The sequence below is a fragment of the Salinimicrobium profundisediminis genome, from assembly GCF_026241755.1.
GTDB classification, from domain to species: domain Bacteria; phylum Bacteroidota; class Bacteroidia; order Flavobacteriales; family Flavobacteriaceae; genus Salinimicrobium; species Salinimicrobium profundisediminis.
Map to the genome: position 1 here is coordinate 37,332 of NZ_JAPJDA010000022.1, position 26,850 is coordinate 64,181.

At 42.2% G+C, this 26,850-nt stretch carries 29 protein-coding genes; 6 read left to right on the forward strand and 23 right to left on the reverse strand.

Annotated elements, in window-relative coordinates:
- Positions 1-203: 203 nt before the first annotated feature.
- The 3 genes from OQ279_RS13385 to OQ279_RS13395 all read right to left on the reverse strand — a co-directional run bounded on the left by OQ279_RS13385 (position 204) and on the right by OQ279_RS13395 (position 2,225).
- Positions 204-458: a hypothetical protein gene (locus OQ279_RS13385; protein WP_266070471.1), complete on the reverse strand. Its 255-nt coding sequence runs from the start codon at positions 456-458 to the stop codon at positions 204-206.
- 186 nt (positions 459-644) lie between these two features.
- Positions 645-884: a hypothetical protein gene (locus tag OQ279_RS13390; protein ID WP_266070472.1), complete on the reverse strand. Its 240-nt coding sequence runs from the start codon at positions 882-884 to the stop codon at positions 645-647.
- A 96-nt stretch (positions 885-980) separates the two neighbouring features.
- On the reverse strand, positions 981-2,225 hold the full coding sequence (locus OQ279_RS13395) for a 3-deoxy-D-manno-octulosonic acid transferase (protein WP_266070473.1): 1,245 nt from the start codon (positions 2,223-2,225) through the stop codon (positions 981-983).
- An 84-nt stretch (positions 2,226-2,309) separates the two neighbouring features.
- Between OQ279_RS13395 and OQ279_RS13400 the strand changes: the two genes are divergently transcribed.
- Entirely contained in the window at positions 2,310-3,443 is a 1,134-nt protein-coding gene (locus OQ279_RS13400; protein WP_266070474.1) for a DegT/DnrJ/EryC1/StrS family aminotransferase, read from the forward strand.
- A 176-nt stretch (positions 3,444-3,619) separates the two neighbouring features.
- On the opposite strand, the gene fabD is transcribed toward OQ279_RS13400, so the two are convergent.
- The 5 genes from fabD to OQ279_RS13425 all read right to left on the reverse strand — a co-directional run bounded on the left by fabD (position 3,620) and on the right by OQ279_RS13425 (position 6,966).
- Positions 3,620-4,501, reverse strand: a complete 882-nt coding sequence (gene fabD, locus OQ279_RS13405; RefSeq protein WP_266070475.1) for an ACP S-malonyltransferase — start codon at positions 4,499-4,501, stop codon at positions 3,620-3,622.
- Between the two features lie 85 nt (positions 4,502-4,586).
- Positions 4,587-5,087 carry a pyridoxamine 5'-phosphate oxidase family protein gene (locus OQ279_RS13410; protein WP_266070476.1) on the reverse strand — a complete coding sequence of 167 codons (501 nt, stop codon included), beginning with the start codon at positions 5,085-5,087 and terminating at the stop codon, positions 4,587-4,589.
- A gap of 91 nt (positions 5,088-5,178) precedes the next feature.
- Positions 5,179-6,075 (reverse strand): fructosamine kinase family protein, encoded by an 897-nt coding sequence (locus tag OQ279_RS13415; RefSeq protein ID WP_266070477.1) that lies wholly within the window; start codon positions 6,073-6,075, stop codon positions 5,179-5,181.
- Positions 6,023-6,514 (reverse strand): dihydrofolate reductase, encoded by a 492-nt coding sequence (locus OQ279_RS13420; RefSeq protein WP_266070478.1) that lies wholly within the window; start codon positions 6,512-6,514, stop codon positions 6,023-6,025. The genes OQ279_RS13415 and OQ279_RS13420 overlap by 53 nt, the downstream gene beginning before the upstream one ends.
- A gap of 2 nt (positions 6,515-6,516) precedes the next feature.
- Complete coding sequence (locus OQ279_RS13425) at positions 6,517-6,966, reverse strand: 2TM domain-containing protein (RefSeq protein ID WP_266070479.1); 450 nt, start codon at positions 6,964-6,966, stop codon at positions 6,517-6,519.
- A 64-nt stretch (positions 6,967-7,030) separates the two neighbouring features.
- Here OQ279_RS13425 and OQ279_RS13430 point away from each other — a divergent pair, with 64 nt between their 5' ends.
- On the forward strand, positions 7,031-8,101 hold the full coding sequence (locus OQ279_RS13430) for an aminotransferase class V-fold PLP-dependent enzyme (RefSeq protein WP_266070480.1): 1,071 nt from the start codon (positions 7,031-7,033) through the stop codon (positions 8,099-8,101).
- Positions 8,102-8,226: 125 nt separating this feature from the next.
- On the opposite strand, the gene asnA is transcribed toward OQ279_RS13430, so the two are convergent.
- The 10 genes from asnA to OQ279_RS13480 form a co-directional block, all read right to left on the reverse strand.
- The gene (gene asnA / locus OQ279_RS13435) at positions 8,227-9,246 is read right to left on the reverse strand and encodes an aspartate--ammonia ligase (RefSeq protein WP_266070482.1); all 1,020 of its coding nucleotides are present in this window, start codon (positions 9,244-9,246) and stop codon (positions 8,227-8,229) included.
- Between the two features lie 331 nt (positions 9,247-9,577).
- Positions 9,578-9,859, reverse strand: coding sequence for a DUF427 domain-containing protein (locus OQ279_RS13440; RefSeq protein ID WP_266070483.1), 282 nt, complete (start codon positions 9,857-9,859; stop codon positions 9,578-9,580).
- Entirely contained in the window at positions 9,859-10,830 is a 972-nt protein-coding gene (gene egtD / locus OQ279_RS13445; RefSeq protein ID WP_266070484.1) for an L-histidine N(alpha)-methyltransferase, read from the reverse strand. The genes OQ279_RS13440 and egtD overlap by 1 nt, the downstream gene beginning before the upstream one ends.
- A gap of 121 nt (positions 10,831-10,951) precedes the next feature.
- On the reverse strand, positions 10,952-11,365 hold the full coding sequence (locus OQ279_RS13450) for an energy transducer TonB (RefSeq protein WP_266070485.1): 414 nt from the start codon (positions 11,363-11,365) through the stop codon (positions 10,952-10,954).
- Between the two features lie 16 nt (positions 11,366-11,381).
- Complete coding sequence (locus OQ279_RS13455; protein ID WP_266070486.1) at positions 11,382-11,756, reverse strand: TonB family protein; 375 nt, start codon at positions 11,754-11,756, stop codon at positions 11,382-11,384.
- Positions 11,757-11,787: 31 nt separating this feature from the next.
- Complete coding sequence (locus OQ279_RS13460; protein ID WP_266070487.1) at positions 11,788-12,612, reverse strand: thymidylate synthase; 825 nt, start codon at positions 12,610-12,612, stop codon at positions 11,788-11,790.
- Between the two features lie 234 nt (positions 12,613-12,846).
- Positions 12,847-14,559 (reverse strand): nucleoside transporter C-terminal domain-containing protein, encoded by a 1,713-nt coding sequence (locus OQ279_RS13465; RefSeq protein WP_266070488.1) that lies wholly within the window; start codon positions 14,557-14,559, stop codon positions 12,847-12,849.
- A 12-nt stretch (positions 14,560-14,571) separates the two neighbouring features.
- The gene (locus OQ279_RS13470; protein WP_266070489.1) at positions 14,572-15,192 is read right to left on the reverse strand and encodes a bifunctional nuclease family protein; all 621 of its coding nucleotides are present in this window, start codon (positions 15,190-15,192) and stop codon (positions 14,572-14,574) included.
- 84 nt (positions 15,193-15,276) lie between these two features.
- Complete coding sequence (locus OQ279_RS13475; RefSeq protein WP_266070490.1) at positions 15,277-16,245, reverse strand: electron transfer flavoprotein subunit alpha/FixB family protein; 969 nt, start codon at positions 16,243-16,245, stop codon at positions 15,277-15,279.
- Positions 16,246-16,332: 87 nt separating this feature from the next.
- The gene (locus tag OQ279_RS13480) at positions 16,333-17,079 is read right to left on the reverse strand and encodes an electron transfer flavoprotein subunit beta/FixA family protein (RefSeq protein WP_266070491.1); all 747 of its coding nucleotides are present in this window, start codon (positions 17,077-17,079) and stop codon (positions 16,333-16,335) included.
- Between the two features lie 165 nt (positions 17,080-17,244).
- Between OQ279_RS13480 and OQ279_RS13485 the strand changes: the two genes are divergently transcribed.
- The 4 genes from OQ279_RS13485 (at position 17,245) to OQ279_RS13500 (ending at position 22,968) form a co-directional block, all read left to right on the forward strand.
- Positions 17,245-18,225, forward strand: coding sequence for a pyruvate dehydrogenase complex E1 component subunit beta (locus OQ279_RS13485; RefSeq protein WP_266070492.1), 981 nt, complete (start codon positions 17,245-17,247; stop codon positions 18,223-18,225).
- 341 nt (positions 18,226-18,566) lie between these two features.
- On the forward strand, positions 18,567-19,082 hold the full coding sequence (locus OQ279_RS13490) for an inorganic diphosphatase (protein ID WP_266070493.1): 516 nt from the start codon (positions 18,567-18,569) through the stop codon (positions 19,080-19,082).
- Between the two features lie 371 nt (positions 19,083-19,453).
- Positions 19,454-21,823: a sodium-translocating pyrophosphatase gene (locus tag OQ279_RS13495; protein ID WP_266070495.1), complete on the forward strand. Its 2,370-nt coding sequence runs from the start codon at positions 19,454-19,456 to the stop codon at positions 21,821-21,823.
- A 113-nt stretch (positions 21,824-21,936) separates the two neighbouring features.
- On the forward strand, positions 21,937-22,968 hold the full coding sequence (locus OQ279_RS13500) for an App1 family protein phosphatidate phosphatase (RefSeq protein WP_266070496.1): 1,032 nt from the start codon (positions 21,937-21,939) through the stop codon (positions 22,966-22,968).
- Positions 22,969-23,127: 159 nt separating this feature from the next.
- On the opposite strand, the gene OQ279_RS13505 is transcribed toward OQ279_RS13500, so the two are convergent.
- The 5 genes from OQ279_RS13505 to OQ279_RS13525 form a co-directional block, all read right to left on the reverse strand.
- Positions 23,128-23,745 carry a deoxynucleoside kinase gene (locus tag OQ279_RS13505; RefSeq protein ID WP_266070497.1) on the reverse strand — a complete coding sequence of 206 codons (618 nt, stop codon included), beginning with the start codon at positions 23,743-23,745 and terminating at the stop codon, positions 23,128-23,130.
- 214 nt (positions 23,746-23,959) lie between these two features.
- Positions 23,960-24,325, reverse strand: coding sequence for a DUF6122 family protein (locus OQ279_RS13510; RefSeq protein ID WP_266070498.1), 366 nt, complete (start codon positions 24,323-24,325; stop codon positions 23,960-23,962).
- Between the two features lie 947 nt (positions 24,326-25,272).
- Positions 25,273-25,587, reverse strand: a complete 315-nt coding sequence (locus OQ279_RS13515) for a hypothetical protein (RefSeq protein ID WP_266070499.1) — start codon at positions 25,585-25,587, stop codon at positions 25,273-25,275.
- Positions 25,588-25,645: 58 nt separating this feature from the next.
- Complete coding sequence (locus OQ279_RS13520) at positions 25,646-25,999, reverse strand: DUF4870 domain-containing protein (protein WP_266070500.1); 354 nt, start codon at positions 25,997-25,999, stop codon at positions 25,646-25,648.
- Between the two features lie 98 nt (positions 26,000-26,097).
- Entirely contained in the window at positions 26,098-26,607 is a 510-nt protein-coding gene (locus OQ279_RS13525; protein ID WP_266070501.1) for an outer membrane beta-barrel protein, read from the reverse strand.
- Positions 26,608-26,850 lie beyond the last annotated feature (243 nt).

A 26,850-nucleotide genomic window follows, 5' to 3' on the forward strand; every position in this document is an offset into this window, starting at 1 on the left:
TCGCTTCGGAAGCTCTTTTTTTAATGCTTCAGCGATAAATAGATCTTCAGAAATAAATAGTAGGAAAGGGGATGTATTTCATCTGATTTTAAATGCCTTATTTTTATTTAATGGAGAAAGCCTTCCTCAAAAATGCCATTTTTGACACTTTATATTCTTTGCTTTATATAAAAAAAGCTGCTCAGGGGCAGCTTTTTAGGTAGTTATTCGGATCGTTCTACTGCTCCCGGTTCTTCCTGCTGAATGTGATCATCGGTTTCGTGAATCTCTTCATCGATCTCCTTTTTTACCTTTTCAGCACCTTTTTCTACTTCTTCGGCAGCACGCCTGGTTCCGTCTTCAATATCTTCACCAATGGCCTCTACAGCATCTTTGGTTTTGTCTTGTGTAGATTCCCTGCAGGAGTAGGTCGTTAAGATTATCCCTGCCACTGCAAAGCTTAGAATTATTTTTTTCATACTCACTTATTCAAATTAAAAGAGGCTGTCTAAAAAGCTAGAATAAGGTCTTCCTGATTTTACTTCAGAATCTAATAAAATCTCATTCAAGATTTCAACAGAACCTGAAAATATGCTCAGGTTGACACAAACACGGCTTTTTAGGCAGCCCCTTAAAGTTTTAGAGAAAATCTCTAAAGAAAAAGTCTACTGAATATCGTCAGTTTCGTTAATTTCTTCTTCAATTTCCTGCTCAGTCTGTTCTCCAGCCTGCTCTATTTCATCTCCTGCTTCTTCAAGACCAGACTCGATGTCTTCTCCTGTTTCTTCAAGATCAGTTTCTACTTCTTCCAAGTTATTTTCTACATTTTCTTCTGTAGTCTCTCTACAAGAGTAGATAGAAAGCGTAAATGCAGCTACAAGCAATCCTAAAAATAATTTTTTCATGTTAGTATGTTTAATTAGTTGGAACAAATTTAAACTATTTTTTATATATGCAAAACACACTTTCAATAAACTCCCGCTCATGGTGTTAAAGCGAGGTTATTTTTCTTTATTTTTTAAGAAATAATTATAAATTTTATTTGTGGCACCTTTGTTTTTTTCAATAAAAGCAACTGAATTTTCGCCGGATTTCTCCCTGAAGTCCCTGTCATTAATGAGCTTATCAAGAATTTCATTCGCTTCGGCGCTGTTTTTTACTGAGAAGAGTCCCCCGGCTTCTTTAAGCTTTCCGGCTTCAGGAAATTTTTCAAAGTTTTGCCCAATGATCACCGGAACACCAAAAGCTGCGGGTTCGAGTATATTATGTAAACCGGTGTTGCCGGCCGCACCTCCTACATAGGCAATGTGGGCATAACTGTAGATCTTCGTCAATAGGCCAACAGTATCAATGATCAATACATTGGCATCTTTTAAAGTTTTGCCTTCTTTTTCTGAAAACAGTATGGTGTCTGCCTCCAATTTTGACTGTAAACTCTTTATTTTTTCTGGTTTTATGGCGTGCGGGGCAATAATAACCTTCACCTTCTGATGTTCCTTGTTTACAAAATCTATAATCAGGTCTTCGTCTTCGGGCCATGTACTTCCCGCGACTATGCAGAGGTGATCGTCTACAAACTCTTCCACAAAATCCAGGTGATTGTCCTGCTGTAGTTGGGCGTACACTCTGTCAAAACGGGTGTCGCCGCTCACGCTGCAGTTCTCAAAGCCTATTTGCTGTAAGAGCTGTTTTGATCTTTCATTTTGAACAAAAAAGAATTCAAAAGCTTTAAGGTACTTCCGCATCCATTTTCCGTAGGGCTTAAAAAACACCTGATTTTCCCTGAAAGCACCTGAAATTAATACACTTCTTAGATTTCGTTTTTTTTGCTCTTTTAAGAAGTTGGGCCAGAATTCATATTTGATGAACAGCGCCCAGTCGGGATGAACAATATTCAGGAATTTTTCAGCATTTGCAGGGGTGTCAAGCGGGAGGTAGGTTACCACATGGGCTAGCGAATTTTTCTTCTTTACTTCAAAACCTGAAGGGGAGAAGAAGCTTAAAACGATCTTATGAGTCGGGAATAATTCTTTTAATTTGATAATAACCGGTACTGCCTGTTCATATTCTCCCAGAGAAGCGGCGTGAATCCATATAGTTTTATCGGTGGGGGCAATTTGAGCAACCAGACTCTCAAAAAGGCCTTTTCTGCCCTGGCTAAACTTCCCAAGCTTTTCATTGTACCTGCCGGCCAGGGGAAGTAAGAAATCTGTAGCTTTAATTGCTATGTTATAGAGATAGTGCAAATGGGGTATTTTGAGTGCTAAATTAAGAAATTACCATTGGGAATACTGGCATTCTTCGTATTTTCGTAAGCCTAACTTTTTAAGATGAAAAAATTACAAATGGTTGACCTTAAGGGTCAATACGAGAAAATAAAAGACACAGTTACTCAGTCAATGTTAGAAGTTATTGATACCACTGCATTTATCAATGGCCCCGAAGTTCATGCTTTTCAGAAAGAACTGGAAGAGTACCTGGATGTGAAACATGTGATTCCCTGTGCCAATGGTACAGATGCTTTGCAAATTGCCATGATGGGCCTTGGTTTAAAACCAGGTGATGAGGTGATTACTGCCGACTTTACTTTTGCGGCAACGGTAGAGGTCATTGCCTTGCTACAGCTTACGCCTGTACTTGTAGATGTGGAGCCAGATACCTTCAATATAAATCCCGAAGCCATCAAAAAAGCTATCACACCAAATACCAAAGCCATAGTGCCGGTGCACCTTTTTGGGCAGGCAGCAAATATGGATGAAATTATGGAAATTGCACAGGAACACGATCTTTACGTGATTGAAGACAATGCCCAGGCTATAGGTGCAAATTATCACTTTAAAGACGGTGCAACAAAAAAGGCTGGTGCAATAGGTCATGTGGCATCCACGTCTTTTTTCCCTTCTAAGAATTTAGGATGTTACGGTGACGGAGGTGCTATTTTTACAAATGATGATAAGCTGGCCCACACTATTAGAGGGATTGTGAATCACGGGATGTATGAACGTTACCATCACGATGTAGTAGGGGTGAACTCCAGGCTTGACAGTTTACAGGCTGCAGTATTGCGGGTGAAACTTCCTCAATTAGATCAATATAACAAGGCACGGCAGGAGGCTGCGCAAAAATATACCGCGGCTTTACAAAATGTAGAAGGGGTGACAGTCCCTTACACCGAAGGTGCTGCTGATACACATGTTTACCACCAGTACACCATAAAGATTGCGGACGGAAAAAGAGATGCTTTGGCTAAACACCTTTCAGAAAAGGGTATTCCCTTCGGGATTTATTATCCTATCCCACTCCACAGCCAAAAGGCGTATAAAGATGACCGGTACAGGGAAGAAGATTTCACGGTGACCAATCAACTGGTAGAAGAGGTGATCTCACTGCCCATGCATACCGAATTGGATGATGAGCAAATTTCTTTTATTACAGAAACTATTGCTGATTTTCTAAAGAAGTAATCTTTTTATAAGACTTTGGCCTTAGGGCAACAAAAAACCCGGAGTTTTAGCTCCGGGTTTTTTGTATCTATCTATAATATAAATTAGAAGATTCTTTGGTTAGCATTTCCAACCCGCAACCCGCACCTTGCAACGTTTTATAACCCGCAACCTGCAACATTTCCAACCCGCAACTCCTATACTTCTGCAGATCTTACTTCCGCACTTCGGTCTATCTTCTTTACCAGTCCCTGTAATACTTTTCCCGGACCTACTTCAATGAATTCTGAAGCCCCGTCTTTGATCATATTCTGCACACTCTGTGTCCATTTTACAGGAGCCGTTAACTGGAAGATCAGGTTTTTCTTGATTTCGGCACTATCGGTTACCGCAAAAGTCGAGACGTTTTGGTAGATAGGACAAACTGGTTTATGGAATTCAGTTTCTTCTATAGCTGCCGCCAGCTCCTCTCTTGCCGGTTCCATAAGGGGCGAATGAAAAGCTCCTCCCACAGGAAGGATCATGGCCCTTTTAGCACCTCTTTCCTTTAATTCTTCACAGGCTTTTTCTACCGCCAGCAGGTCTCCCGAGATTACCAGTTGCCCGGGGCAGTTGTAATTTGCAGCAACCACTGTACCTTTAATATCGGCACAAATCGCTTCTACCAGGTGGTCTTCAAGGCCCAAAACAGCAGCCATTGTAGATTCCTCCAGTTCACAGGCCTTTTGCATAGCCAGTGCTCTTTTGGAAACCAGTTTTAAGGCATCTTCAAACTTTAATGTTCCATTTGCAACCAGGGCCGAAAATTCTCCCAAAGAGTGCCCGGCAACCATATCTGGTTTAAAGGTATCGCCTAAAACCTTAGACAGGATTACCGAATGAAGAAATATTGCAGGCTGGGTCACTTTTGTCTTTTTAAGGTCTTCAGCGGTTCCTTCAAACATGGTTTGAGTTATAGAGAACCCCAGAATATCATTGGCTTTTTCAAAAAGTTCTTTCGCTAGAGGGGACTTCTCGTAGAGATCCTGTCCCATTCCTGTGAATTGGGCTCCCTGTCCCGGAAATACGTATGCTTTCATAACTTTAGTGATTAGGCTGCAAAATTAAGAAAATAAAAAAATCCCTACAGCAAAGCCGTAAGGGATTCCTAATATGTTAATAGGTTTAGAGGTCTAATTTGCCTTTTTCACCCACATCCTGTTTCTCACCGGTTAAAGCTCCTATACCCATTTTAAAGAGGGTGACATATTTATTGGTTTTACTATCCCAAAAATATGCCTCTACAGGCTTTACCTTTATTGCCGTGAGGTTGGGGTCATCTACGCCGTCAAACCAATTGTCGGAAGTTGAACTGTAAAGATCTTCCAGTATTTTTTTGTCTTTGGTGATCTCTGCTTCTCCATAGAGGGTAACAAATTCGTTATCATCGGGGTCGCTGTATAAGAGATGTACCTGTTCGTTGATCTGCAGGTTTTTATTGTGTTCACTATTACCTGCACTCACAAACCAGATATTTCCATTATCATCAATTTTTTTTGTCCTCATGGGAATGGCGTTGATTGGCCTTTTTTCGAGCCCAGTAACCATCATTGCTACCTTGATGTCGTCTACCAGTTCCCTTAGTTTTTTCCACGATTCTTCTTTATTTAGATTTTCTGTGCTCATATCTTATTTTAATTTAACTATTTAAATATAAAATAATTAGCGCCCTATGTGCACTAAAGAACTCCTAAAAGAAGAGCGCGGGCTGTTAAGATTATGAAAAGCGACGGATTATTTCCTCAACCTGCGGAAGGTAACTGCGGCCAAAAATGTTGAGGTGCACCAGGAGATAATAAAATTGCCAAAGAGGGATTCTTTCTTCCCATCCCTGCTGAAGCGGAAAATGCTCATTATAAATATCAAATACTTCTGAAGGAAAACCACCAAACAGCTGCATCATGGCGAGATCCATTTCTCTTGGCCCGTAGCAAACAGCAGGATCTATAAGGCAGGGCAGGCCTTCTTCATTAGTAATGTAATTTCCACTCCATAGATCTCCGTGGAGCAGGGCAGGAGCTTCCTGCGGAATTTCTTCTGAAATATTCCTGTAAAATCCTGAAAGATCGCCCAGCGAAAAGCCTCTTTCTGAAGCCATCTTCACCTGCGGTTCCAACCGCTGATTTACATAAAAACCGGCTGCCGATTCTCGCGGCTCATTGTACTGCGGAAGACTTCCAATATAATTGGATGCCGCAAAGCCGAAGCTTTCAGCAGAAGTTTTATGAAGTTGGGAAAGCTGTTTCCCAAATACCTTCCAAAAATGCCCTTTTTGAGGCTCTTCTTTTTTGTATTCCAGTAGGAGGTAAGCCTTACCACCAACTTCCCCGAGACCAAAAACAGCCGGTACATCAAAAGCATTTTCCTGCTTCAGGGTTTCCAGTCCCTGTTTTTCGGCTGCGAACATTCCGGGGAATTTGTGGGCAGAGTTGACCTTCACCACTTTTTTTCCTTCCGAAGTATTTATAAGGTACACCTGGTTGATGCTGCCGCCGGCAAGGGAATCGATACCTTTTACGGTAAAGCCATGGCTGCTTGCCAGTTCGTATATGACCTGTTGATTATTTGACACGCTCATAGGTGAGGTAGGTGAAAGCGTATTTGTGGCGCTCATCGGCAGGGTGTTCTTCTTTTGCTACCAGTTTCCAGTTCTTCTCATCAAAATCGGGAAAGTGGGTGTCGGCGTCAAAACTCCCGTGCACACGCGTGAGCTCAATGGCGTCAGCTTTATCCAGAGAAAGCTTATAGATCTCGCCCCCGCCAATCACAAAAGGTTGCGGATCATCTTTCGCTGCTTCGAGTGCTTTTTCGAGGGAATTTACCACAATGGTGCCTTCGGGATTGTAATCGTCCTTGCGGGTGATGATCACGTGGGTGCGATTGGGAAGCAATTGAGGAAATGTCTCAAACGTCTTGCGTCCCATTATAATGTAGTGACCGGTAGTCAACTTTTTAAACCTCTTAAAATCGTCGGGCAGGTGCCACACCAGGTCTTTGTCTTTACCCAGTTCATTGTTCTCACCTGCAGCTGCAATCAAAGTAACTTTTCCCATTGTTAAGAATTTATTGGAGCATCAGGATCAATTGGTTTTTGGGTCGTGGGAGGAATGTATGGTTCTCCTTTTGTAGGGAGGGGATAGTCTTTTTCCACTTTCTTCTGAAGTTCGGCAATTTTCTTTTGCTGCTTCGCCACCAGTCGGTCAATCTGCTCGTTTTCCCAGTCTTTTCCAAAAAATTTATTGGTGATAAACACGTTGAAAACATGAATAAGCAGTAGCAAAGCCCAGAAGATGATGGCCCACACAAACCAGTCTATCCCAAAAGGATTAATGTTGCGGCCTATGTCAAAGATCACATTGAGCAGGATTAAAACCACCGATCCCAGTAGAAAGACTATAAAATGTTGGTACAATCTTCTTTTTTGCCGAGCCCGCATTTGTGCCCTTTCAATAAGTCTGCGTTGCTCCGGATCTATTTTTGAAGCACTATTTTTTTCCAGCCCCATATTTAAACGTAATTTTAGAGATATTCTCAAATTTATTGATTTTACTACGGAATCTTCCTTGTTTATGAAGAATTTTAAAAAACAGTTTCCTCTTTTAGAACAGTATACTTATCTCAATACTGCGGCTTCCGGTTTGTTGTCTGAAAATCTGCTGGAATTCAGGCAGGACCATGATCTCGACTTTCTCATTGGCGGCAGTTTATTTCGTGATAAACGTGACGCTCTCTTTCTAAAAGTAAGAAAAGCGGTGGGAGATCTGTTTGGCTGTGCACCCAATCTGGTAGCGCTTACGCCAAACTTTTCCTTCGGATTTAATACGTTACTGGAAGGAATTGACCACAGCAAAAAGGTGCTTTTGCTCAAAAACGATTATCCGTCGGTAAATTGGGCTGTAGAATCGCGCGGGTTTGAGGTGTGTTATGCTGAAATTGATGAAAACCTTGAAGATAATATTGCTGAAGTAGTTTCCCGCGAAAAGCCTGATATTTTTGCTTTCAGCCTTGTGCAGTACATCAACGGAATTAAAATAGATCCCGATTTTCTTCTGAAGCTTAAGGAAGATAATCCCGGGCTTCTCCTTTTCGCCGATGGCACCCAATTTTGTGGTACCGAAAAATTCGATTTTGAAGCCTCGGCACTTGATGTACTTGGGGCCAGTGCTTATAAATGGCTTAATGCCGGGTACGGGAATGGATTTTTTCTCTTCAAAGAACATATGCAGGAAAAAGTACAGTCGGGAGAATTTGAGATCAAAGACCTGCAGGGAAAGAACAAGCCTCACAAAGGTAGTTTTATAGGGACTTTTGAACCAGGGCACCTTGATACTTTAAACTTCGGAAGCCTTAAAACCGCCATAGATCTTATAAAACAGGTGGGAATAGCAGAAATTGAAAACGGCATCAAAGAACTTGCTTCCGTTGCCAAGGCTAAACTCAGTGAAAAAGGAGTGCTGGAATCTGCAGTGGTTAACCGGGAACTGCATTCTTCGATCTTTAACATCAGGGGAGATGATAAATTGTTTCAGAAGCTACGTACCAACAGGATTATCTGCTCCCAACGAGGTGAGGGGATAAGGCTTAGTTTCCACTACTTCAATTCCGAAGAAGACCTGGAAAACCTGCTGAAGCAGTTATAAAAAGGGTATCCAAAAATGCCATTTTTGAAAGGTTTTATTTTGTCTTTTCCTTTACAATGATTGACGATAATTTAGACCTCACAGGTTTCAAAAACCTGTGAGGTCTTTGTGAAGTCTCTGTGTTTTTAAAGCAAAAACACACCTTCGGTTTTTAATTCCTGTCTCATTTCATCGGGCCAGATGCTCGCCTGTACTTCCCCAATATGTCTTTTTTGAAGCAGGAACATACACAGCCTTGACTGTCCTATCCCGCCACCAATGGTTTGAGGGAGTTTTTCTGAAAGTAGCTGGTCATGGTAGTATAAACTTTTACGGTCTTCGGCTTTTCTTTCTTGTAGTTGTAGCTCCAGGGTCTTTTTGTCTACCCTAATTCCCATTGAAGACAATTCAAAAGCCTGTTCCAGTACACTGTTCCAGACTAAAATATCGCCGTTGAGGCCTTTTGTAGAAGCCGAGGTAGGAGTGCTCCAGTCATCATAATCTGGAGCCCGGCCGTCATGAGGTTCTCCGCTTTCCAGAATTCCACCTATGCCAATGAGAAATACGGCCCCAAATTCTTTAGCTGCCCTGTCTTCGCGTTGTTTTGGGCTGAGGTGAGGGTACTTTTGCAGCAGGTCTTCGGTGTGTAAAAAGGTGATTTCTTCAGGCAGGTCGAGGGAGAGGAGAGGATATTTTTTGGTGATGGCAGCCTGGGTGGCGAGAAGGGAAGAATATATGCTGCGTACCTGGGTCTTTAGGAATTCCAATTGACGGTCTTCGGGGAGTATTACTTTTTCCCAGTCCCACTGGTCTACCGAAATGGAATGTATTGGCCCCAGTTCTTCATCGGGCCGCAGGGCTTTCATATCGGTCACTATTCCCATTCCGGGTTCAATTTCATACTCCCGCAGTCTTAATCTTTTCCATTTAGCGAGAGATTGCACCACTTCGGCGCGGCGCTCCTGCATAGCTTTTATAGGGAAACCAACCGGTCTTTCAATTCCGTTTAGATCGTCGTTGATGCCGGTGCCGTGAAGTACAACGGTGGGAGCCGATATTTTTACCAGTGAAAGCTGTGCTTTAAGGTGTTTTTCAAATTCAGATTTTACGAAGTCAACAGCTTCTTCAGTTTCAAGTTTTTGTGATAGTTGTAATGTAGTTTTCATAATGTTTGTTTTAAATGTTTAAGAAATAAAAAAGCCTGCCCCGGGAAGGAGGCAGGCTTTAAAGCACAGAGATCCTCTCCCCCGGGTGGCGGACTATTATTATTGATATTATTATTTTGAAGTCGTTTCATTATTCTGCAAAAAAAAAAGCCTTTCCGGGTGGCGGAAAGGCTTTGAATATTGTTTAAGGGATTTTTTATACAATAATAGCTCTCCGCAATCTGATTTGATTCAGATTGTTATTGAAATTATTATTGTTATTATTTAAAATCACCTGGATTGTTCTTTTTTGATTTTGGTAAACTTAGGTCATTTTTTTTAAATGGCAAATTTATTTTTCTATTTTCACTCCGTTCCAGAAAGCCACGTGGTTCTTAATTTGTGCTGCCTCGGGTTTTGGATGCGGATAAAACCAGGCCGCATCGGTATTTTTTTCATCTCCCACTTTTAGGTGAAAATAAGAGGCTCTGCCTTTCCAGGGGCACACTGTATGGGTATCGCTCAGGTTGAAGAATTCAGAATTTATAGATTCCGGGGGGAAATACTGGTTGTTTTCTACTTCAACAGTTTGATCACTTTCGGCTATTACGGTGTTATTCCAAATTGCTTTCATTATTTTATTCTTTTAAAAAGATAGTTTTTAAAGCAGCTGTCTTTGTCGGCCCAACAGCCTGAAATCTCCAGTCCGGCTTCTTTGGCCAGCCAGGCTATGGAGGTGTCATCATATTTTTGGGATACTTCGGTGTGTACGGTCTCCCATTTTTGAAAATGCACTTTAATGTCAAGAGCATTTATTGCTACAGTTTGTTCCTTTTTGCTCACCAGGAAGCTTTTGGCTACTCCTGATTCTGGATCATAAAGGGGCCAGTGCATAAAATCTTCAGGATCAAATTCGGCATCCAGTTCCCTGTTCATTCGCGTGAGCAGGTTTTTATTGAATGCTTCGGTAACTCCGGCGCCGTCATTATAAGCATCCAAAATCACCTTTGGATCCTTCTTTTGATCCACTCCCATAAAGAAAAGATCTTTTTCATGCATTGCAGAAGATATCTTCTTTAAAAAGTTCACAGCTTCTTCGGGAGTGAGATTCCCAATATTCGAACCCAGGAAAAGGATCACTTTTTTACGCTCCCGGTAATCGGCCAGGCGGCTGAGTACTTCGGCATATGTGCCCTGCTGTGGTTCTACCTCTACAGCAGGAAATTCCTGTTGCAGGCTGCCTTTTAACTGCTCGAGCACATTCTTACTGATATCTACCGGCAGGTATTTATAGTCATAGTTCTTTTCTTCAAAGTGACTTAACAGCACCTTTGTTTTTTTCCCGTCCCCGGCACCAAGTTCTATAAGGTCAAAACCTTCTAAAGAGGCAAATTCATCTCCTAATTCTTCCCTGTGGCGCTTAAGAATTTGATATTCCTTGCCCGTAAGATAGTACTGGGGCAGGTCCATGATCTGCTGAAAGAGCTCGTCTCCCTTTTCATCATAAAGGAATTTTGAGCTAATTTTTTTAGGATATGAAGTAAGGCCTTTAAAGACGTCTTCGGCAAACTGGGTTTTGAATTCCGGAGGTTTGGTGTTGTTCATAAGGAAAAAAATTTCCGGCGTAATTACCTTTTTTGGGGAATAAAAAAAGGAAACCCGCAGGTTTCCTTCAAATTTAAACTTTTATGTATCCCTTTTAGTTAAAGGAATAATAAGAATAGGCTTAGAATGTAAAAGGAACTTTATAGCTCACCTCCACAGGTTTCCCGGCCATCTGCCCCGGCGTCATCGGCGGAATGGCAAGAATGATCCTCTTTGCTTCTTCATTGAGTTCCTTTTTGGCGCCTTCAACTTTAGAAATTACCGGCTTCCCTTCTTTATTGATCACAAAAGAAACTATAGCTTTCCCCCTAATGTAGTTGCCAGCTTTATCTTTTGGGAACTTGTAATTCTCCTTGAGATGCTGGGTGAGCTTCTCCTTAAAACAGGTTTTTGAATTCCCCGAAAAATCTTCACAACCCGGCCAAACCGGAGGGGTTTCTTTGGTAGTGAGCGTATTTTTGGATACACTTACACCTTCCTGGGCAAATGTTGCTCCTGCGCTAAACAGGAAAAGGACAAAAAATAATTTTTTCATGATCTGGGGCTTGTTCTTAGAAGCGGTAGGTAGTGGTAAAATTCCGGGAATCGGGCTCTCCGTTTAAAGTCCCGGGCTTCATATCTGGAATCTTTTTGAGCATTTCCCTGGCAGCTTCATTCACCAGTGGCTCCGATCCTTCAACCGAATTCACAATAACTTTCCCTTCTTCATTAATATTGAAAGATACTTTTACTTCTCCCCGAACGTAAGCATTCTGCTTCATGGGGTATTCGTAATTTTCCCTTACATGGGCATTTAGTTTTTCGTTAAAACATTCCGATTTATCTTCAGCGTCTTCACAGCCCGGCCAAACTGGTGAGGTTTGTTGTGCCTGGGCACCTGCTATTCCTCCAAAGAAAAAACATGCAATAACTAATAACTTCTTCATAATGCTTAAAAAATTTAAAATTGGACAAAAATTAAACCGCTACCTGCCCTTTTATAGCCGGATGCGGATCATAATTTTCCAATTTAAAATCTTCAAACTTAAAATCAAAAATATTTTTCACCTCAGGATTCAGTTTCATGACAGGCAAAGGCCTCGCATCCCGCGACAGCTGTAGGTTTACCTGCTCCAGGTGGTTGTTGTAAATATGAGCATCACCAAAAGTGTGAATAAAATCTCCTGCTTCATAACCACATACCTGCGCAATCATCATAGTGAGCAGGGCATAGGAAGCGATGTTGAACGGTACCCCCAGAAAAATATCTGCACTTCGCTGGTAGAGTTGGCAGGATAATTTGCCGTTAGCAACGTAGAACTGAAAAAATGCATGACATGGAGGAAGCGCGGCTTTTCCATTCGCTACATTTTCTGAAAAGGATTTTGAGGTATCGGGCAGTACCGAAGGGTTCCAGGCGGTAACCAGCATGCGGCGGCTGTTGGGGCTGGTCTTCAATGTTTCTACTACCTCTTTTATTTGATCTATATCTTCACTGTTCCAGTTGCGCCATTGATGACCGTACACCGGACCCAAATCGCCGTTCCCGTCGGCCCATTCGTTCCAGATACGCACTCCGTTTTCCTGTAAATATTTAATGTTGGTATCGCCGTTGAGGAACCAAAGCAGCTCGTAAATAATAGATTTTAGATGGAGCTTTTTTGTGGTAACCATGGGAAAACCTTCACTTAAATCAAACCGCATCTGGTAACCAAACACGCTTTTTGTGCCGGTGCCGGTGCGGTCTCCTTTTTCATTTCCGTTTTCCAGGACGTGTTTTATCAAGTCGTGATACTGCTTCATTATGAATTGATTATGAAGGGTTTATATTTTAAAGATAGTGCTGATGCTTACCTGCCAAAAATGGCAAATTCCGGATCAATTTCAGCTAAAATAGAAAACTGTCCTAATTAAAGAAGTTAATTCTAAAAAGGAATTATTAGAGACTTATTAACTATCGTGTTCAGGGTTAGCTATGCCTGAGTAACAGTAATCTTGATTCTTCACTCCTGATTCCTGATTCTCTTGAAATGAAAATTATCCAATGATCATCCCGGCAATTGTAGCCGAAAGTAAAGAAGCGAGGGTACCGCCAATAAGCGCTTTCATACCAAATTCCGACAGGGTTTTTCTTTGTCCGGGTGCCAGGGAACCAATTCCGCCTATTTGTATTCCAATAGAAGCGAAGTTGGCAAAACCACAAAGCATGTAAGTGGCCATGATGATAGATTTTTCATAGGTAAGGCTTAGCGCATTTACCGGATTCTTTAGTTCAGCCAGCTGTATATATCCTACAAATTCACTGGCTGCAAGTTTTATTCCCAGCAGCTGCCCCATGAGCATCATATCGGCTTTTGCTACTCCAATAAGCCACATGAGCGGAGCAAAAATAATTCCGAGGAGAGATTCAAGAGACAACCTGGCGTAGGGAGTGTTTGCTGCCATGATACCATTAAGGCTTGTCCAGTCTCCAATTTTTCCGAGGCCGTAGTTTATCATAGCGATAAAAGCTATAAAAACCAGGAGCATTGCAGCGACATTGGCTGCCAGTTTTAAACCTTCGGTGGTACCGTTGGCAATGGCATCTAAAATATTAGATCCAATTTTGTCCGAAGAAACTTCTACATCGGTAGTGATCTTGTCCTGCTGCGGATAAAGGATCTTTGAAATAACGATAGCTCCCGGTGCTGCCATAACCGATGCAGCCAGCAGGTGCTTTGCAAATTCTACTCTAAGAGCAGGATCATCCCCCCCCAAAAAGCCAATATAAGCAGCCAGTACGCCTCCTGCCACAGTAGCCATTCCGCCAATCATGACCAAAAGGATCTCCGATCGGCTCATTCTTTCAAGGTAGGCCTTGATCATTAATGGGGCTTCAGTTTGTCCTAAAAAGATATTTCCGGCAACACTTAAACTTTCGGGCCCCGAGATGCCCATGAGCTTGGTTAGTACCCATGCCATTCCTTTTACAACGATCTGTATCACCCCAAGGTAGAACAGTACAGAAGTTAAGGCAGAGAAGAAAACGATGGTGGGTAATACCTGGAACAGGAAGATAAAACCATAGCTTTCTACACTCATTAGTCCGCCGAGCAAAAATTCGCTTCCTGCCGCGGTGAAATCAAGAATAAGTACAAAAAAGTAACCTACGGTCTCAAATACGTTTTGAACCACAGTGATCTTTAAAACCCCTATTGCCAAAAGAAGCTGGGCGCCTAATCCTACAAGAATAGTCTTCCAGTTTATAGCCCTGCGGTTGCTGCTAAAGATAAAAGCGAGTAAGATGAGAGAGACCATTCCCAGTGCACCTCTCCAGAAACTTGTGAAGGTAAAACCCTGGTTGGGTATTACGGTCTTTGCGGTATCTACGGGCAGTACTTCCTGTACAGTTTGTGGCACTTCCCTAAGGGAGTAGGTCACATCTCTTGTGCTAAGCACCAGCGTAGAATCGGTTAAGGTTTTTACTCTAAAGTTTTGGATACTGTCGCCCGGGCTGTCAAAGAATAGTACCAGTACATCATTTTGAAAAACATAATTCCCGGTTGATCTGGGAGCGTCTTCATTGGTAAGGGCGAGTTCAAAACCTCCATTGTCCAGTTTTAAATAGTCATTTCCGGGGGAGATGTCAAAAATGGTGTTTTGGGGGCTGCCTTCTACGGCTTCAAAATCCCAGGTTTTAGAAATTGATTGTGCAAGTAATGGGGAAATTCCGAAGAAGATCAGGAACAGGAAGCACCAGATTTTATTCATTATGAATGGGGGTTATTTTCGCTTGGAGATCTCATCTCGTATACGGGCCGCTTTCTCATAATCTTCGTTTTTTACGGCCTGGTCTAGCATGTTATTGAGTTCGTTGAGTGACAGTTTCCTGTAATCGGGTTGGTCAGATTTTATCTCGACTTCCTTAGAAAAGAGTTCATCTACTATAATATCTTCTTTCTCCTGCTCTTCTTTCTCTTTTGCAGCATCTCCCTTGAGGTAGATACCGGCCTTGTCAAGAATATTCTTATAGGTGAAAATGGGCGCCTGGAACCTCAAAGCAAGTGCAATGGCATCGCTGGTCCTGGCATCAATGATCTCTTCGATTTTATCGCGCTCACAAATGAGGCTGGAATAGAAAACCCCGTCTACCAGTTTGTGAATGATCACCTGTTTTACAACGATCTCAAACCTGTCGGCAAAATTCTTGAAAAGGTCGTGGGTGAGTGGGCGTGGAGGCTTGATCTCTTTCTCAAGAGCGATAGCGATAGATTGAGCTTCAAAAGCTCCAATTACAATAGGGAGTTTACGCTCTCCTTCCACCTCACTCAAAATTAAGGCATAGGCCCCATTTTGGGTTTGGCTGTAAGAAATTCCTTTAATGTTAAGGCGCACTAAACTCATACTTCAAAAATACAAAAAAAGCTGTCTAAACGGGCAAAATACCTATCTGAGACAGCCCTTTTAACGGCTTGCAAGTTAAAAAAATTATGAGTTACCAGCCTTAAATTCCTTTAATTTTTCGGTGAGCTTTGGTACTATCTCAAAGGCATCTCCTACCACCCCGTAATCGGCAGCCTTAAAGAAAGGCGCTTCGGGGTCATTATTGATCACCACTTTTGTTTTTGAGGCACTTACCCCTGCAAGATGTTGTATTGCTCCAGAAATTCCAATAGCGATGTACAGGTTTGCTGCAACGGGTTTACCCGTCTGGCCTACGTGTTCACTATGAGGTCTCCAGCCCATGTCACTTACAGGTTTTGAACAGGCTGTCGCTGCTCCCAGGGTTTCGGCAAGATCTTCAACCATACCCCAATTTTCAGGACCTTTAAGACCTCTTCCGCCAGATACCACAATTTCGGCATCGGCAATAGTCACCTTATCGGCTGCTTTGTCTACGGAAACCACATTGATTGCAAAATCTCCTTCAGAAAGAGAAGGGGAAAAATCTTCTTCCGTAGCGTCGGTTTGATTTTCTTTTAATCCGAAGGCATTTTTAGAAAGCCCAATGATCTTCACATCGGTAGATAATTTGGTAAAGTTAAAAGCCTTGTTGGTGAATGCAGTCCTTTTTACCTGTAGTGGATCTGTACCTTCTGGTAAAGCCACCACGTTTGAAGCGTATCCCGCCTCCAGTTGTACAGCCAATAGTGGTGCTAAATATTTTGCGTTTGCACTCTGGCTTACAACAATCACTTTTGATCCTTCCTTTTCGGCTGCCTGCTTAATGGCATCGGCGTAGGCTTTAGCATTGAATTTTTGAAGCTTTTCGTCATTTACCTTTAATACTTTGCTCACTCCATACTTCCCAAGGTCACCTGCACTTTGCGCATTAAAGGAAATAGCTGTAACTTCTGTTCCCAGCATGTCGGCAACACCTTTTGCATAAGAAGCCACCTCAAAGGCAGTCTTTTTAAATTGTCCTTCTTCCGATTCTGTATATACTAATACTGACATATTTTTTTCTTTAAATTCCAATTAACAAATTCCAAATTCCAAAGCCTTCAGTTCAAACCTTGAACCTTAAACTTTAAACCCTGGACTTTAAATTACTTTAGCCTCGTTGTGAAGCAGGTTGATCAATTCATCAAGATTATCGGCATCAACAAGCTTGATATCGCCTTTTGGTTTGGGTTTTTCGAATTTAACTGCTTCAGAATGTGTCGCTGTATCTACAGGCTCAACCACGTTAAGCGGCTTTTTTCGCGCCTGCATAATTCCGCGCATGTTAGGAATGCGAAGGTCGCTTTCCTGTACAATTCCTTTTTGAGTACCTATTACTAACGGAAGATTTGTCTTTAGTGTTTCTTTTCCTCCATCGATTTCGCGAATGGCCGTAGCTTCATTTCCTTCTACCTCCAACCCTATACAGGTGTTCACGAAATTTGCACCAATAAGACCGGCTACCATACCAGGAACCATTCCGCCGTTGTAGTCAATAGATTCGCGGCCTGCAATTATAAGGTCATAACCACCATCCTGTGCTACTTTTGCTATTTGTTTGGCAACATAGATCCCGTCTGTAGCGGGTGTGTTTACACGTATGGCGCTATCGGCACCAATAGCCAAAGCTTTTCTTAAAGTAGGTTCGGTCTCTGTGCCGCCTACGTTCACCACATCTACTGTTGCACCTTGTTTCTCTTTGAACCACATGGCCCTTGTAAGACCAAATTCATCATTTGGATTGATCACGAACTGTACCCCCGCGGTGTCGAATTTTGTATCACCTTCAGAAAAATTAATCTTTGAGGTGGTATCAGGAACGTGACTAATACACACTAATATTTTCATATATCTCAGAATTTTGTAAATAAAAATTATAAATGGATTACGAAGATACATAAAAACTGAGGAAAAATACTGTGCGTGCATAAGAAATTTTTGTTCTGAAGTTGGCCATAATCCTTATTTGAATTACTATTTTTGTGATTCGAAAATTTTAATCAAATACGTGTAATGAAGACAATCCAGTTCAGGGAAGCAATTGCCCAGGCCATGACAGAAGAAATGCGCAGGGATGAATCTGTGTACCTTATGGGAGAAGAGGTTGCTGAATATAATGGTGCTTATAAAGCATCAAAAGGGATGTTGGATGAATTTGGTCCAGATCGCGTGATCGATACACCCATCTCAGAATTAGGTTTTTCAGGAATAGGTGTTGGTAGCGCCATGAATGGAAACCGTCCCATCATAGAATTCATGACCTTTAACTTTTCCCTGGTGGGAATTGACCAGATTATAAATAACGCTGCCAAGATGCGCCAAATGAGTGGTGGGCAATTTAATGTTCCCATTGTATTTCGTGGCCCAACAGCTTCGGCAGGCCAATTGGGAGCTACCCACTCACAGGCATTTGAAAGCTGGTATGCCAATACTCCGGGATTAAAAGTAATTGTACCTTCTAACCCTTACGATGCAAAAGGACTTTTAAAAGCCGCCATTCGCGATGACGATCCTGTGATCTTCATGGAATCTGAGCAAATGTATGGTGACAAAGGAGAAGTGCCCGAAGAAGAATATGTATTGCCAATTGGTAAGGCAGACATTAAAAGAGAAGGTAGCGATGTAACTATTGTTTCCTTCGGAAAGATCATCAAGATCTGTTACAAGGCTGCTGAAGAACTTGAAAAAGAAGGAATTTCATGTGAGATCATCGACTTGCGTACCATTCGCCCGATGGATCATGAAACTATCCTGGAATCTGTAAAGAAAACCAACCGCCTTGTTATTGTTGAAGAAGCATGGCCATTTGGAAACGTAGCTACAGAGATCACTTACCAGGTGCAGTCACAGGCATTCGATTTCCTTGATGCGCCAATTGTAAAGATCAATACTGCCGATACTCCTGCTCCTTATTCTCCGGTACTACTCGAAGAGTGGTTGCCAAATCACAACGATGTGATCAAAGCAGTGAAAAAGGTGATGTATAAGGACTAAATAAAGCCCTTCCAAAAATGACATTTTTGAGCCTCCTTTTTGGGAGGCTTCTTTTTTTAAGTACCAAATTCCAAAAGCCAAATTCTAAAACAGTTTACCTTGGGGTTCTTGTGGCTTCTCTTCCCCCTAAATCCCCCAAAGGGAACTTAGATTCAAATTGGAATTTGGTGCCTGGAATTTGGGATTTGTTGTTTGGAATTTGCTACGCCATTTGTGAAGAAAAACTTAAACTTTGAGGCAGGGAGCAACTTCTAAATATTTTATATCTGCTTAAAACCGAATGAAGTATTATATTTGCCGCCCCCTAAAGACAAAAACAGACTAAATTATACTATAGAGTAATGAGTAAAACATTTGATGTTCTTATCGAGATCCCCAAGGGAAGTCGAAATAAATACGAGTATGACTTTAAGCTAAAGAAAGTACGTTACGACAGGATGATCTTTTCTTCGATGATGTATCCTGCAGATTACGGGTTCATTCCTGAAACTTTGGCCCTTGACGGCGATCCGCTTGATGTGCTGGTGCTGGTAACAGAGCCAACCTTCCCCGGTTGTGTTATGGAGGTAAAGCCAATTGGAGTATTCCATATGGCCGATGAAAAAGGACCCGATGAAAAAGTGATCTGCGTACCGGTTTCCGATCCTATCTGGAACAGGCTTAACGATCTTGGCGATGTGAATGGCCACCTTATAAAAGAAATCGAACACTTCTTCCAGGTCTACAAAGATCTTGAACAAAAGAAAGTAGATGTTGAAGGTTGGGGCGATGTTAATGAAGCAAACTCCATCATCAAAGATTGTATTCAACGATATAAAGACAGTAATGGGGAGAAAGGTAATTTTTCTATCCTTTAACTTCTTCGGAATATAAGACAGGAGGCTGTCTGGCAAGGCTATTACCGCGTTATTCTTAATTTTTCAGGATCCTATTAGGAACTGAAATATTTCAGGAGCGACAGGGAGAAAGCTTTACCGGGCAGCCTCTTTTTTTATACACGTCTCATTTTCACCTCTGTTTCTAAAACCCCGATTTTAGCCAGTCTGCAATTAAAAATAAATCTTCCTTACATTTTCTTTCAAAAATGTATTTTTTCAGGCTCATCTCCCGTTATGGCTGAGGATAAACAAAGATTTCCTCCCAGATTATGAGAAAGATCATTTTTATTAATCCATATTTATCCCTCTTTTGCTAACTTTAACAGCGAAAATAAATTTAACAAAAAATTATGGAATCATTGATGATTTGGTTGCCAGCTATCCTGGCAATCATAGGGCTCATTTTCATGTGGGCAAAACGCACCTGGGTTTTAAAACAGGATGCGGGAGATGGAAAGATGAAGGATATTTCGTCTCACATTTATGAAGGAGCTCTTGCTTTTCTTAATGCCGAATACAAGATCCTTACTATTTTTGTTATTGTGGCCAGTATACTGCTGGCAGGAATATCTTTTATTGTTCCCACTACTCATATTCTAATTGTTGTAGCTTTTATATTTGGAGCTATTTTTTCGGCTTTCGCCGGAAATATCGGGATGCGCATCGCAACTCAATCTAACGTTCGTACCACACAAGCCGCAAGAACAAGCCTGCCGCAGGCACTAAAAGTGTCTTTTGGTGGCGGTACCGTTATGGGACTTGGGGTTGCCGGTCTTGCCGTTCTGGGATTAACAACTTTCTTCATTATCTTCTTCCACGTCTTTATGGGCGGGGAGTGGACCGATGTTCACCAAATGACCATCGTGCTTGAAACCCTTGCCGGTTTCTCTCTTGGAGCCGAGTCTATTGCACTATTTGCCCGTGTAGGTGGTGGTATTTATACCAAAGCTGCCGATGTGGGTGCCGACCTTGTTGGAAAAGTGGAAGCAGGTATTCCTGAAGATGATCCGCGTAACCCGGCAACCATTGCCGATAACGTGGGTGATAACGTGGGTGACGTGGCCGGAATGGGTGCCGACCTCTTTGGAAGTTATGTGGCTACCGTACTTGCCGCCATGGTACTTGGAAACTATGTGATCAAAGACATGGGCGGTAATATTGTTGCTGAAGGTTTCGGCGGAATTGGGCCTATCCTTCTTCCCATGGCCATTGCAGGTTTCGGAATTATATTCTCTATAGTAGGAACGCTATTGGTAAAGATCAACAGCAATTCTGCCAAGGAAGCTGAAGTTCAGTCGGCACTAAACAAAGGGAACTGGTTCTCTATCGTGCTGGTAGCGATCTCTTCTTTCTTTTTGGTGACCTGGATGTTGCCAGAAACCATGCAAATGGAATTCTTTGGAGAAGGGCCACAACAAATCTCATCAATGCGGGTATTCTACGCTACTTTGGTTGGGCTTGTAGTTGGAGGCGTGATCTCTGCCGTGACCGAATACTACACAGGTCTTGGTAAAAAACCTGTGCTTTCTATCGTACAAAATTCCAGCACTGGTGCCGGAACAAACATTATTGCAGGTCTTTCTACCGGAATGATCTCTACTTTCTATTCTGTACTTCTTTTTGCACTCGCTATCTGGGCGTCTTATGCCTTTGCAGGTTTCTACGGAGTTGCACTTGCAGCTTCAGCAATGATGGCTACCACAGCAATGCAGCTGGCTATTGATGCCTTTGGGCCAATTGCCGATAACGCCGGAGGTATTGCCGAAATGAGCGAACTGCCTTCCGAAGTTAGAGAAAGAACCGACATTCTTGATTCTGTAGGAAATACTACTGCCGCAACCGGAAAAGGTTTTGCAATTGCTTCGGCAGCGCTTACCTCTCTTGCACTTTTTGCAGCTTATGTAACCTTTACAGGAATTGATGGGATCAACATTTTCAAAGCTCCTGTTTTGGCCATGCTGTTTATTGGAGGAATGATTCCCGTTGTTTTCTCTGCCCTTGCAATGCAATCGGTAGGAAAAGCAGCTATGGATATGGTGAACGAGGTGCGTCGCCAGTTCCGTGAAATTCCAGGGATTATGGAAGGAACAGGAAAACCACAATACGACAAATGTGTGGAGATATCTACCAAAGCTGCCCTTCGTGAAATGCTTTTACCTGGTCTTCTTACCATTGGGTTCCCTATTATTATAGTAATTATTCCTATGGTACTTGGGTATGAAAACCGTCTTATCGCCGAAATGCTGGGAGGCTATATGGCCGGGGTGACCGTGAGTGGTGTGCTTTGGGCAATTTTCCAAAACAACGCCGGTGGTGCGTGGGATAATGCCAAAAAATCTTTTGAAGCCGGGGTAATGATCAACGGAGAGATGACCTACAAAGGGTCTGAAGCTCATAAAGCTGCTGTAACCGGTGATACTGTAGGTGATCCTTTTAAAGATACTTCAGGGCCTTCAATGAACATCCTTATCAAGCTTACCTGTTTGATTGGACTTGTGATCGCCCCTATTTTGGGTCAGGATATGGAAATTGCCACCACGCCCGAAGTTGATGAAGTAACCATACTTCAGGAGGAAACAGAAGTTGAGCCTGTAGCCCAATTTTCAACCGATAAACAAGAAGTTCTTGTTACTGCGGAAAAAATAGCTGCAGCCGTGAAAACTTCCGAAGCAAATACTTCTGAAGCAAAAACTTCCGAAGTAACCTCTCAAAAAGAGTAACTTCCGAAGAGATTTGCTAAAATATTTTTAAAATCCCCTGCAACTGCGGGGGATTTTTGATTTTAAATGTACCTTGAATGAGGTGTTAAAAATGCCATTTTAAAACCCTCTTTATGAAGCTCTTTTCCAGGCTCAAAAATTACCTTACTGCAAAACCTGAAGTGAAACTGGCTACCTACCGCAGTTACGGCACCGCCAGCCACCTTTACCTGCTGGGACGCGCCATTGATGATGATAACCTGAAGATGCACGAACACCAGAGTTTCTTTAGAACCCTTGGCAACACCTATAAACAGTTTGATAGTTATGAGATTGCAAATGCCGAAGTGACGCTAAGCCTGCCCGACGGTACTGAGCTTACCACAAAAACCAATGGCGAAGGATATTTTCTCTTTGACAAAACCATTTCTCTTAACCTGAAAGAATTTGCCGATGACGGCGGGTGGCTAAAGCTGAAATGTTCCTTTTCAAATGAGGTGCCCAACAGCATCATCACCAATGAGAATAATTTTGAAGCCGAACTGCTAATTCCGCCGCAAAAGGCCACTTTTGGGGTGATAAGTGATATAGATGATACCATTCTGCACACAGGGGTGACTTCTTTCTTAAAATGGAGGCTCATTAAAAATTCCCTTTTTAAGAACGCGCATAACAGGATCTCTCTGGAAGGAGCGCCAAAATTTTATCGCGACCTGCATGCAGGGAAAAAAGCAAATGAGCAAAACCCTATAATCTACCTGAGTAACAGTCCGTGGAATTTATATGAGTACCTGAAGCTCTTCCTGGAGATCAATGATTTTCCAAAAGGGCCAATTTTGCTTCGGGATTTTCGTACCCCTTTTGACAGAACACTTAAGCCCGAAAAACCGCATAAACAAAAGGAGATCATCAATATTTTAAAGACCTATCCGCATCTCAATTTTATTCTCATTGGCGACAGTGGGGAGCACGATCCTGCTATCTACACCGAAATCGCTGCCCAGTACCCCGACCGTATCCTGGCTATTTACCTGAGAAGCGTAAAGCACCGCCGACAAATGCGCAGGGTGAGAAGTATTGTAGGTAATTTCGAAACAGTCCCTCTTCTTATGGTCGAAACCTCAGAGCAGGCTCGCGAGCACGCCCGGGAACACGGCTTTATTTAAGGTAGAAGGAATAATGTTTAAGGAATAAGGCTCTAAAGCACCAGGTCCAAAATTCTAAAAGTTCATTTAAACTTCATCGAAAATGTCCCCTCCACCGGAGGGAAGCCCGAAGGTCGAAGTAAAACCAGTAACTAACGTCTACCGTCTAAAGTCTACCGTCTACTTAAAAAGTCCGTTAAGCTCCCCATCTACCCTGGTGATGATGTTACCAAGATCTTCAGGGTTATCTACAAAGTTGATATTATCAACATCTATGATGAGCAGGTTACCTTTGTTGTAGTTGTGCACCCAGGCTTCGTAACGTTCGTTGAGGCGGCTCAGGTAATCTATAGAAATTGAATTTTCATAATCTCTCCCGCGTTTGTGGATTTGGGAAACCAGGTTGGGAATACTGCTGCGCAGGTAGATCAACAGGTCTGGGCCCTGCACTACACTTTCCATAAGATCGAAAAGCGACCGGTAGTTTTCGTAGTCGCGGTTGGTCATCAGCCCCATAGCATGCAGGTTAGGCGCAAAAATATGGGCATCTTCATAGATGGTGCGGTCCTGGATTATCGCCCTTCCGCTTTCCCGAATTTCTAAAATCTGCCTAAAGCGGCTGTTCAAAAAGTAGATTTGCAGGTTAAAAGACCAGCGTTCCATTTTGTTGTAGAAGTCCTCGAGGTAAGGGTTTTCCAGTACATCTTCATACTGGGCTTCCCAGTTAAAATGTTTAGCTAGTGATTTGGTAAGGGTGGTTTTTCCCGCCCCAATATTTCCCGCAATGGCTACGTGCATGTTGAGTGAATTTGGCTGTTGATAGATGAGTGGTGAAAACTTCAGGTGGTAAATATAAGAGAATTAACAGATGTTTTAAAAACTGAATTCAGATTAATTGCTTCGGAAAAATGCCGTTTTAAAGCAGCAATCTGTAACTGAAGTTTTTAGTTATTGCCATCAAATTCCGAATAATTGCTTCGGAAAAATACCTGTCAAAAATGGCATTTTTGGATCATAACCCCTGAAATATTTCCGCAGCTGAACAGGTTTCGCATTTTGAAAGCATCCAGAGGCAGTCAATAAAATCGGTGATCATGTGAAAGGCCAGGCCAATCATCACCAACCGAATGATCTTGTGCCTGATGAAAATTGCACCCAGGAAGTAAAGTGGAATCACATATTCCGAATGCAGTACATGGAACCCGATGCTGCAGCGGCCGGGTTGGAAGATTGGAGTAGCCAGTAGGTGATCTACATCAACCAGCATAGTCGCCAGCAGGATGAGCCAGTATTTTTTCCAGTTCGTTTTGTCGTACCAGTAAGCAATAGCGCCAATAAAGATAAAGTGGAGGAAGTAATGAGTGAGGGTTTGGAGCAAGGGGATTTAAGTTTAAGATTCAATTTTCAGTCTCTGATAATTTTCAGTTGAATACTCATATCAAGATTGATAACCAATGCAAGATAATCAGAAATTGGAATAGGGAATAGGGTTGGGCTAAAGCCTCTTCAAAAATGGCATTTTTGGGACCTATGCTAAAAACCCATTCCTTTTCCCCAACCCTAAAGGGAGGGAATGGGTTTTACATATTGATATTTTTGAAAAAGTTGGGCTAAAGCCCTTTCTCTCTGTTCTTTTTAATTCTCCGGCTAAAGCCGGAGGTAATTCATGTTTTATGTGGAAGAGATTTAATTGTGGGATTATGCTGTCACCGGAATTTATGTTCTGCTGCTAAGGTTCCTGCTTTGTCCCCTCCTTCGGAGGGGTGCCCGCGGGGTGGGGGACGGCTACACTATATTGTCATCAGGAGCTGTGATTCTTCCATGTTGTCCCTACAGGACATTTTATTGTATTATTCATACCCGGGGCTTTTGCCCCTCTGGGGCTATGATTTTACTGCTGATATTTTTTGTGTAAAGCCTCTTCAAAAATGGCATTTTTGGGACCTATGCTAAAAACCCATTCCTTTTCCCCAACCCTAAAGGGAGGGAATGGGTTTTACATATTGATATTTTTGAAAAAGTTGGGCTAAAGCCCTTTCTCTCTGTTCTTTTTAATTCTCCGGCTAAAGCCGGAGGTAATTCATGTTGGCATGGAGGGGATTTAATTTTGGGATTATGCTGTCATCGGAATTAATGTTGTGCTGCTAAGGCCTCTGCTTTGTCCCCTCCTTCGGAGGGGTGCCCGCAGGGTGGGGTGGGAAATGTACTTCCCGGGCTTTAGCCCTATAACGAGAAATGGATGAACAGTTTGCACTGTCCATCCATCTGCAGACCCAAAATCACTCCCCCAAATGACTTCAGGTCTATATTTAAAATGGTTAATTCTTAGTTGGTTTCAAGGCCACTACAATCCATAGCCTGTATTTGTTCATATGCCTCCTGGTAATAATCTCCCCAATAAGGGCAGTCATTGAAATCTGCATAAAAGTCAAGGAGTGCATTTTTGTATGCTTCACAATTTGCAGTAGTCTGGTTTTCAGAAAAAGCTGTCAGCGCTGTTGTTACATCTTCGTATTCGGCTTCAAAATTTGCACATCCGGCAGTATCATCATCGCTTCCGGAGTCATCATCTGAACAGGACTGAAAGCCTGTAAATACTGCGAAAAAGATCATTAAAAGAAATATAGATTTGATTTTCATAATTTTAAATTTTGGTTATTTTTGACAATTTGATGCAGGTTTTCAAATTAAGAAGACACTATACATTCCTGAACCACTCCTCAAACTTGTCTCCCAGTACAGGTACTGGTTTCAGCTTTCCGTTAATGGAGTTTATAAGCCCCATGATCCATAAATACAACAGGAAGATAGAACCAAAGAAACTCACCAGCCAACCCAGGACAGGGATCATTCCCACGGCAAAAACAGCGATGCCACAAACAGTTAATCCTAAAGACTGCTTGATATGGTAGGCAGCAAATGCATCTTTTTTCTCATTGTTCATCACAAAGGCTATGATTAAACCTATGAAGGTCAAATAAGCGATGACTGCCACTGTAGTATCTTTGGTCTTATTGTTTTGGGTTTCAGTTTGTGTGTTTCCGGTTTCCATAGAAGTAATTTTAAGGATTAGAATTAAGGCTCTGGTATCTAATAAGGAGTAGCTTAAAAATTGGTTGGTTAGAAAGCTTTTTTCAGAATTATAATGACTTAGATGCTGAATTTCACACCCGCTCCAATCACCAGCTGACTTCCATCTATGATGACATATTTAACTTCGGCAAAAGGAGTGATGCCGCTTCCAATCTCGAAATTCGCGCCCGCCCCCAGGTTTACACCAAATCTTCCGTCACTGGTTTCCATGGAAGAGTCCCCAAAAGGTGATTCGTCAAAATCGAATTTTACATGGGTGTAATTGAGTCCCGCAATGCCATAAAAATTCAGGCTTTGGTTTTCTACAAAGTAATAATTGGCATTTCCGTTTATTTCCCACCAGTTTAAACTCACCCCATATTCATCTTTTGGAAAGTAATAAATGAAGCCGGGAGAGATGTTGAGTTTTTCCATAACAGGTATCTCAGCATTAACGCCAATTCCCACGTTTTCTATTTCAGTACCATAAGCGACCATGGCCCCAAGCCGGGTATCATTTTGTGCGTTGGTCACAAAGCAGGTTCCCAGGAAAATTAAAGCGGCAGTAAAAAGTAATTTCGTTCTCATTCTGTAATAGTTCAAGGTTAGTTTAGAATTTTTCAGAAGTCATTTTTTTCTGATTGATTGGTGTAAAAGTCATAAAATTAGAGGTTTACGGGGGTGGTAAATGAGTGTAAGGCAGTTGTCAATTAGGGAAATACGGGTAAAAATTATTCAAAGGCTGTTTAAAGAGCTGGCGGTAAGTTATTGTGCTGCCTAACTCATACGGGGTTTTTCCTCAGGCATATCAGTATTTAAGTGGCTGGTTTT

Bases quoted from the DNA above. Each gene is read 5' to 3' on its own strand.
- OQ279_RS13385 (WP_266070471.1), bottom strand. From the start codon at position 458: ATGAAAAAAATAATTCTAAGCTTTGCAGTGGCAGGGATAATCTTAACG.
- OQ279_RS13390 (WP_266070472.1), bottom strand. From the start codon at position 884: ATGAAAAAATTATTTTTAGGATTGCTTGTAGCTGCATTTACGCTTTCT.
- OQ279_RS13400 (WP_266070474.1), top strand. From the start codon at position 2,310: ATGAAAAAATTACAAATGGTTGACCTTAAGGGTCAATACGAGAAAATA.
- fabD (WP_266070475.1), bottom strand. From the start codon at position 4,501: ATGAAAGCATACGTATTTCCGGGACAGGGAGCCCAATTCACAGGAATG.
- OQ279_RS13410 (WP_266070476.1), bottom strand. From the start codon at position 5,087: ATGAGCACAGAAAATCTAAATAAAGAAGAATCGTGGAAAAAACTAAGG.
- OQ279_RS13415 (WP_266070477.1), bottom strand. From the start codon at position 6,075: ATGAGCGCCACAAATACGCTTTCACCTACCTCACCTATGAGCGTGTCA.
- OQ279_RS13420 (WP_266070478.1), bottom strand. From the start codon at position 6,514: ATGGGAAAAGTTACTTTGATTGCAGCTGCAGGTGAGAACAATGAACTG.
- OQ279_RS13425 (WP_266070479.1), bottom strand. From the start codon at position 6,966: ATGGGGCTGGAAAAAAATAGTGCTTCAAAAATAGATCCGGAGCAACGC.
- OQ279_RS13430 (WP_266070480.1), top strand. From the start codon at position 7,031: ATGAAGAATTTTAAAAAACAGTTTCCTCTTTTAGAACAGTATACTTAT.
- asnA (WP_266070482.1), bottom strand. From the start codon at position 9,246: ATGAAAACTACATTACAACTATCACAAAAACTTGAAACTGAAGAAGCT.
- OQ279_RS13440 (WP_266070483.1), bottom strand. From the start codon at position 9,859: ATGAAAGCAATTTGGAATAACACCGTAATAGCCGAAAGTGATCAAACT.
- egtD (WP_266070484.1), bottom strand. From the start codon at position 10,830: ATGAACAACACCAAACCTCCGGAATTCAAAACCCAGTTTGCCGAAGAC.
- OQ279_RS13450 (WP_266070485.1), bottom strand. From the start codon at position 11,365: ATGAAAAAATTATTTTTTGTCCTTTTCCTGTTTAGCGCAGGAGCAACA.
- OQ279_RS13455 (WP_266070486.1), bottom strand. From the start codon at position 11,756: ATGAAGAAGTTATTAGTTATTGCATGTTTTTTCTTTGGAGGAATAGCA.
- OQ279_RS13460 (WP_266070487.1), bottom strand. From the start codon at position 12,612: ATGAAGCAGTATCACGACTTGATAAAACACGTCCTGGAAAACGGAAAT.
- OQ279_RS13465 (WP_266070488.1), bottom strand. From the start codon at position 14,559: ATGAATAAAATCTGGTGCTTCCTGTTCCTGATCTTCTTCGGAATTTCC.
- OQ279_RS13470 (WP_266070489.1), bottom strand. From the start codon at position 15,192: ATGAGTTTAGTGCGCCTTAACATTAAAGGAATTTCTTACAGCCAAACC.
- OQ279_RS13475 (WP_266070490.1), bottom strand. From the start codon at position 16,245: ATGTCAGTATTAGTATATACAGAATCGGAAGAAGGACAATTTAAAAAG.
- OQ279_RS13480 (WP_266070491.1), bottom strand. From the start codon at position 17,079: ATGAAAATATTAGTGTGTATTAGTCACGTTCCTGATACCACCTCAAAG.
- OQ279_RS13485 (WP_266070492.1), top strand. From the start codon at position 17,245: ATGAAGACAATCCAGTTCAGGGAAGCAATTGCCCAGGCCATGACAGAA.
- OQ279_RS13490 (WP_266070493.1), top strand. From the start codon at position 18,567: ATGAGTAAAACATTTGATGTTCTTATCGAGATCCCCAAGGGAAGTCGA.
- OQ279_RS13495 (WP_266070495.1), top strand. From the start codon at position 19,454: ATGGAATCATTGATGATTTGGTTGCCAGCTATCCTGGCAATCATAGGG.
- OQ279_RS13500 (WP_266070496.1), top strand. From the start codon at position 21,937: ATGAAGCTCTTTTCCAGGCTCAAAAATTACCTTACTGCAAAACCTGAA.
- OQ279_RS13505 (WP_266070497.1), bottom strand. From the start codon at position 23,745: ATGCACGTAGCCATTGCGGGAAATATTGGGGCGGGAAAAACCACCCTT.
- OQ279_RS13515 (WP_266070499.1), bottom strand. From the start codon at position 25,587: ATGAAAATCAAATCTATATTTCTTTTAATGATCTTTTTCGCAGTATTT.
- OQ279_RS13520 (WP_266070500.1), bottom strand. From the start codon at position 25,999: ATGGAAACCGGAAACACACAAACTGAAACCCAAAACAATAAGACCAAA.
- OQ279_RS13525 (WP_266070501.1), bottom strand. From the start codon at position 26,607: ATGAGAACGAAATTACTTTTTACTGCCGCTTTAATTTTCCTGGGAACC.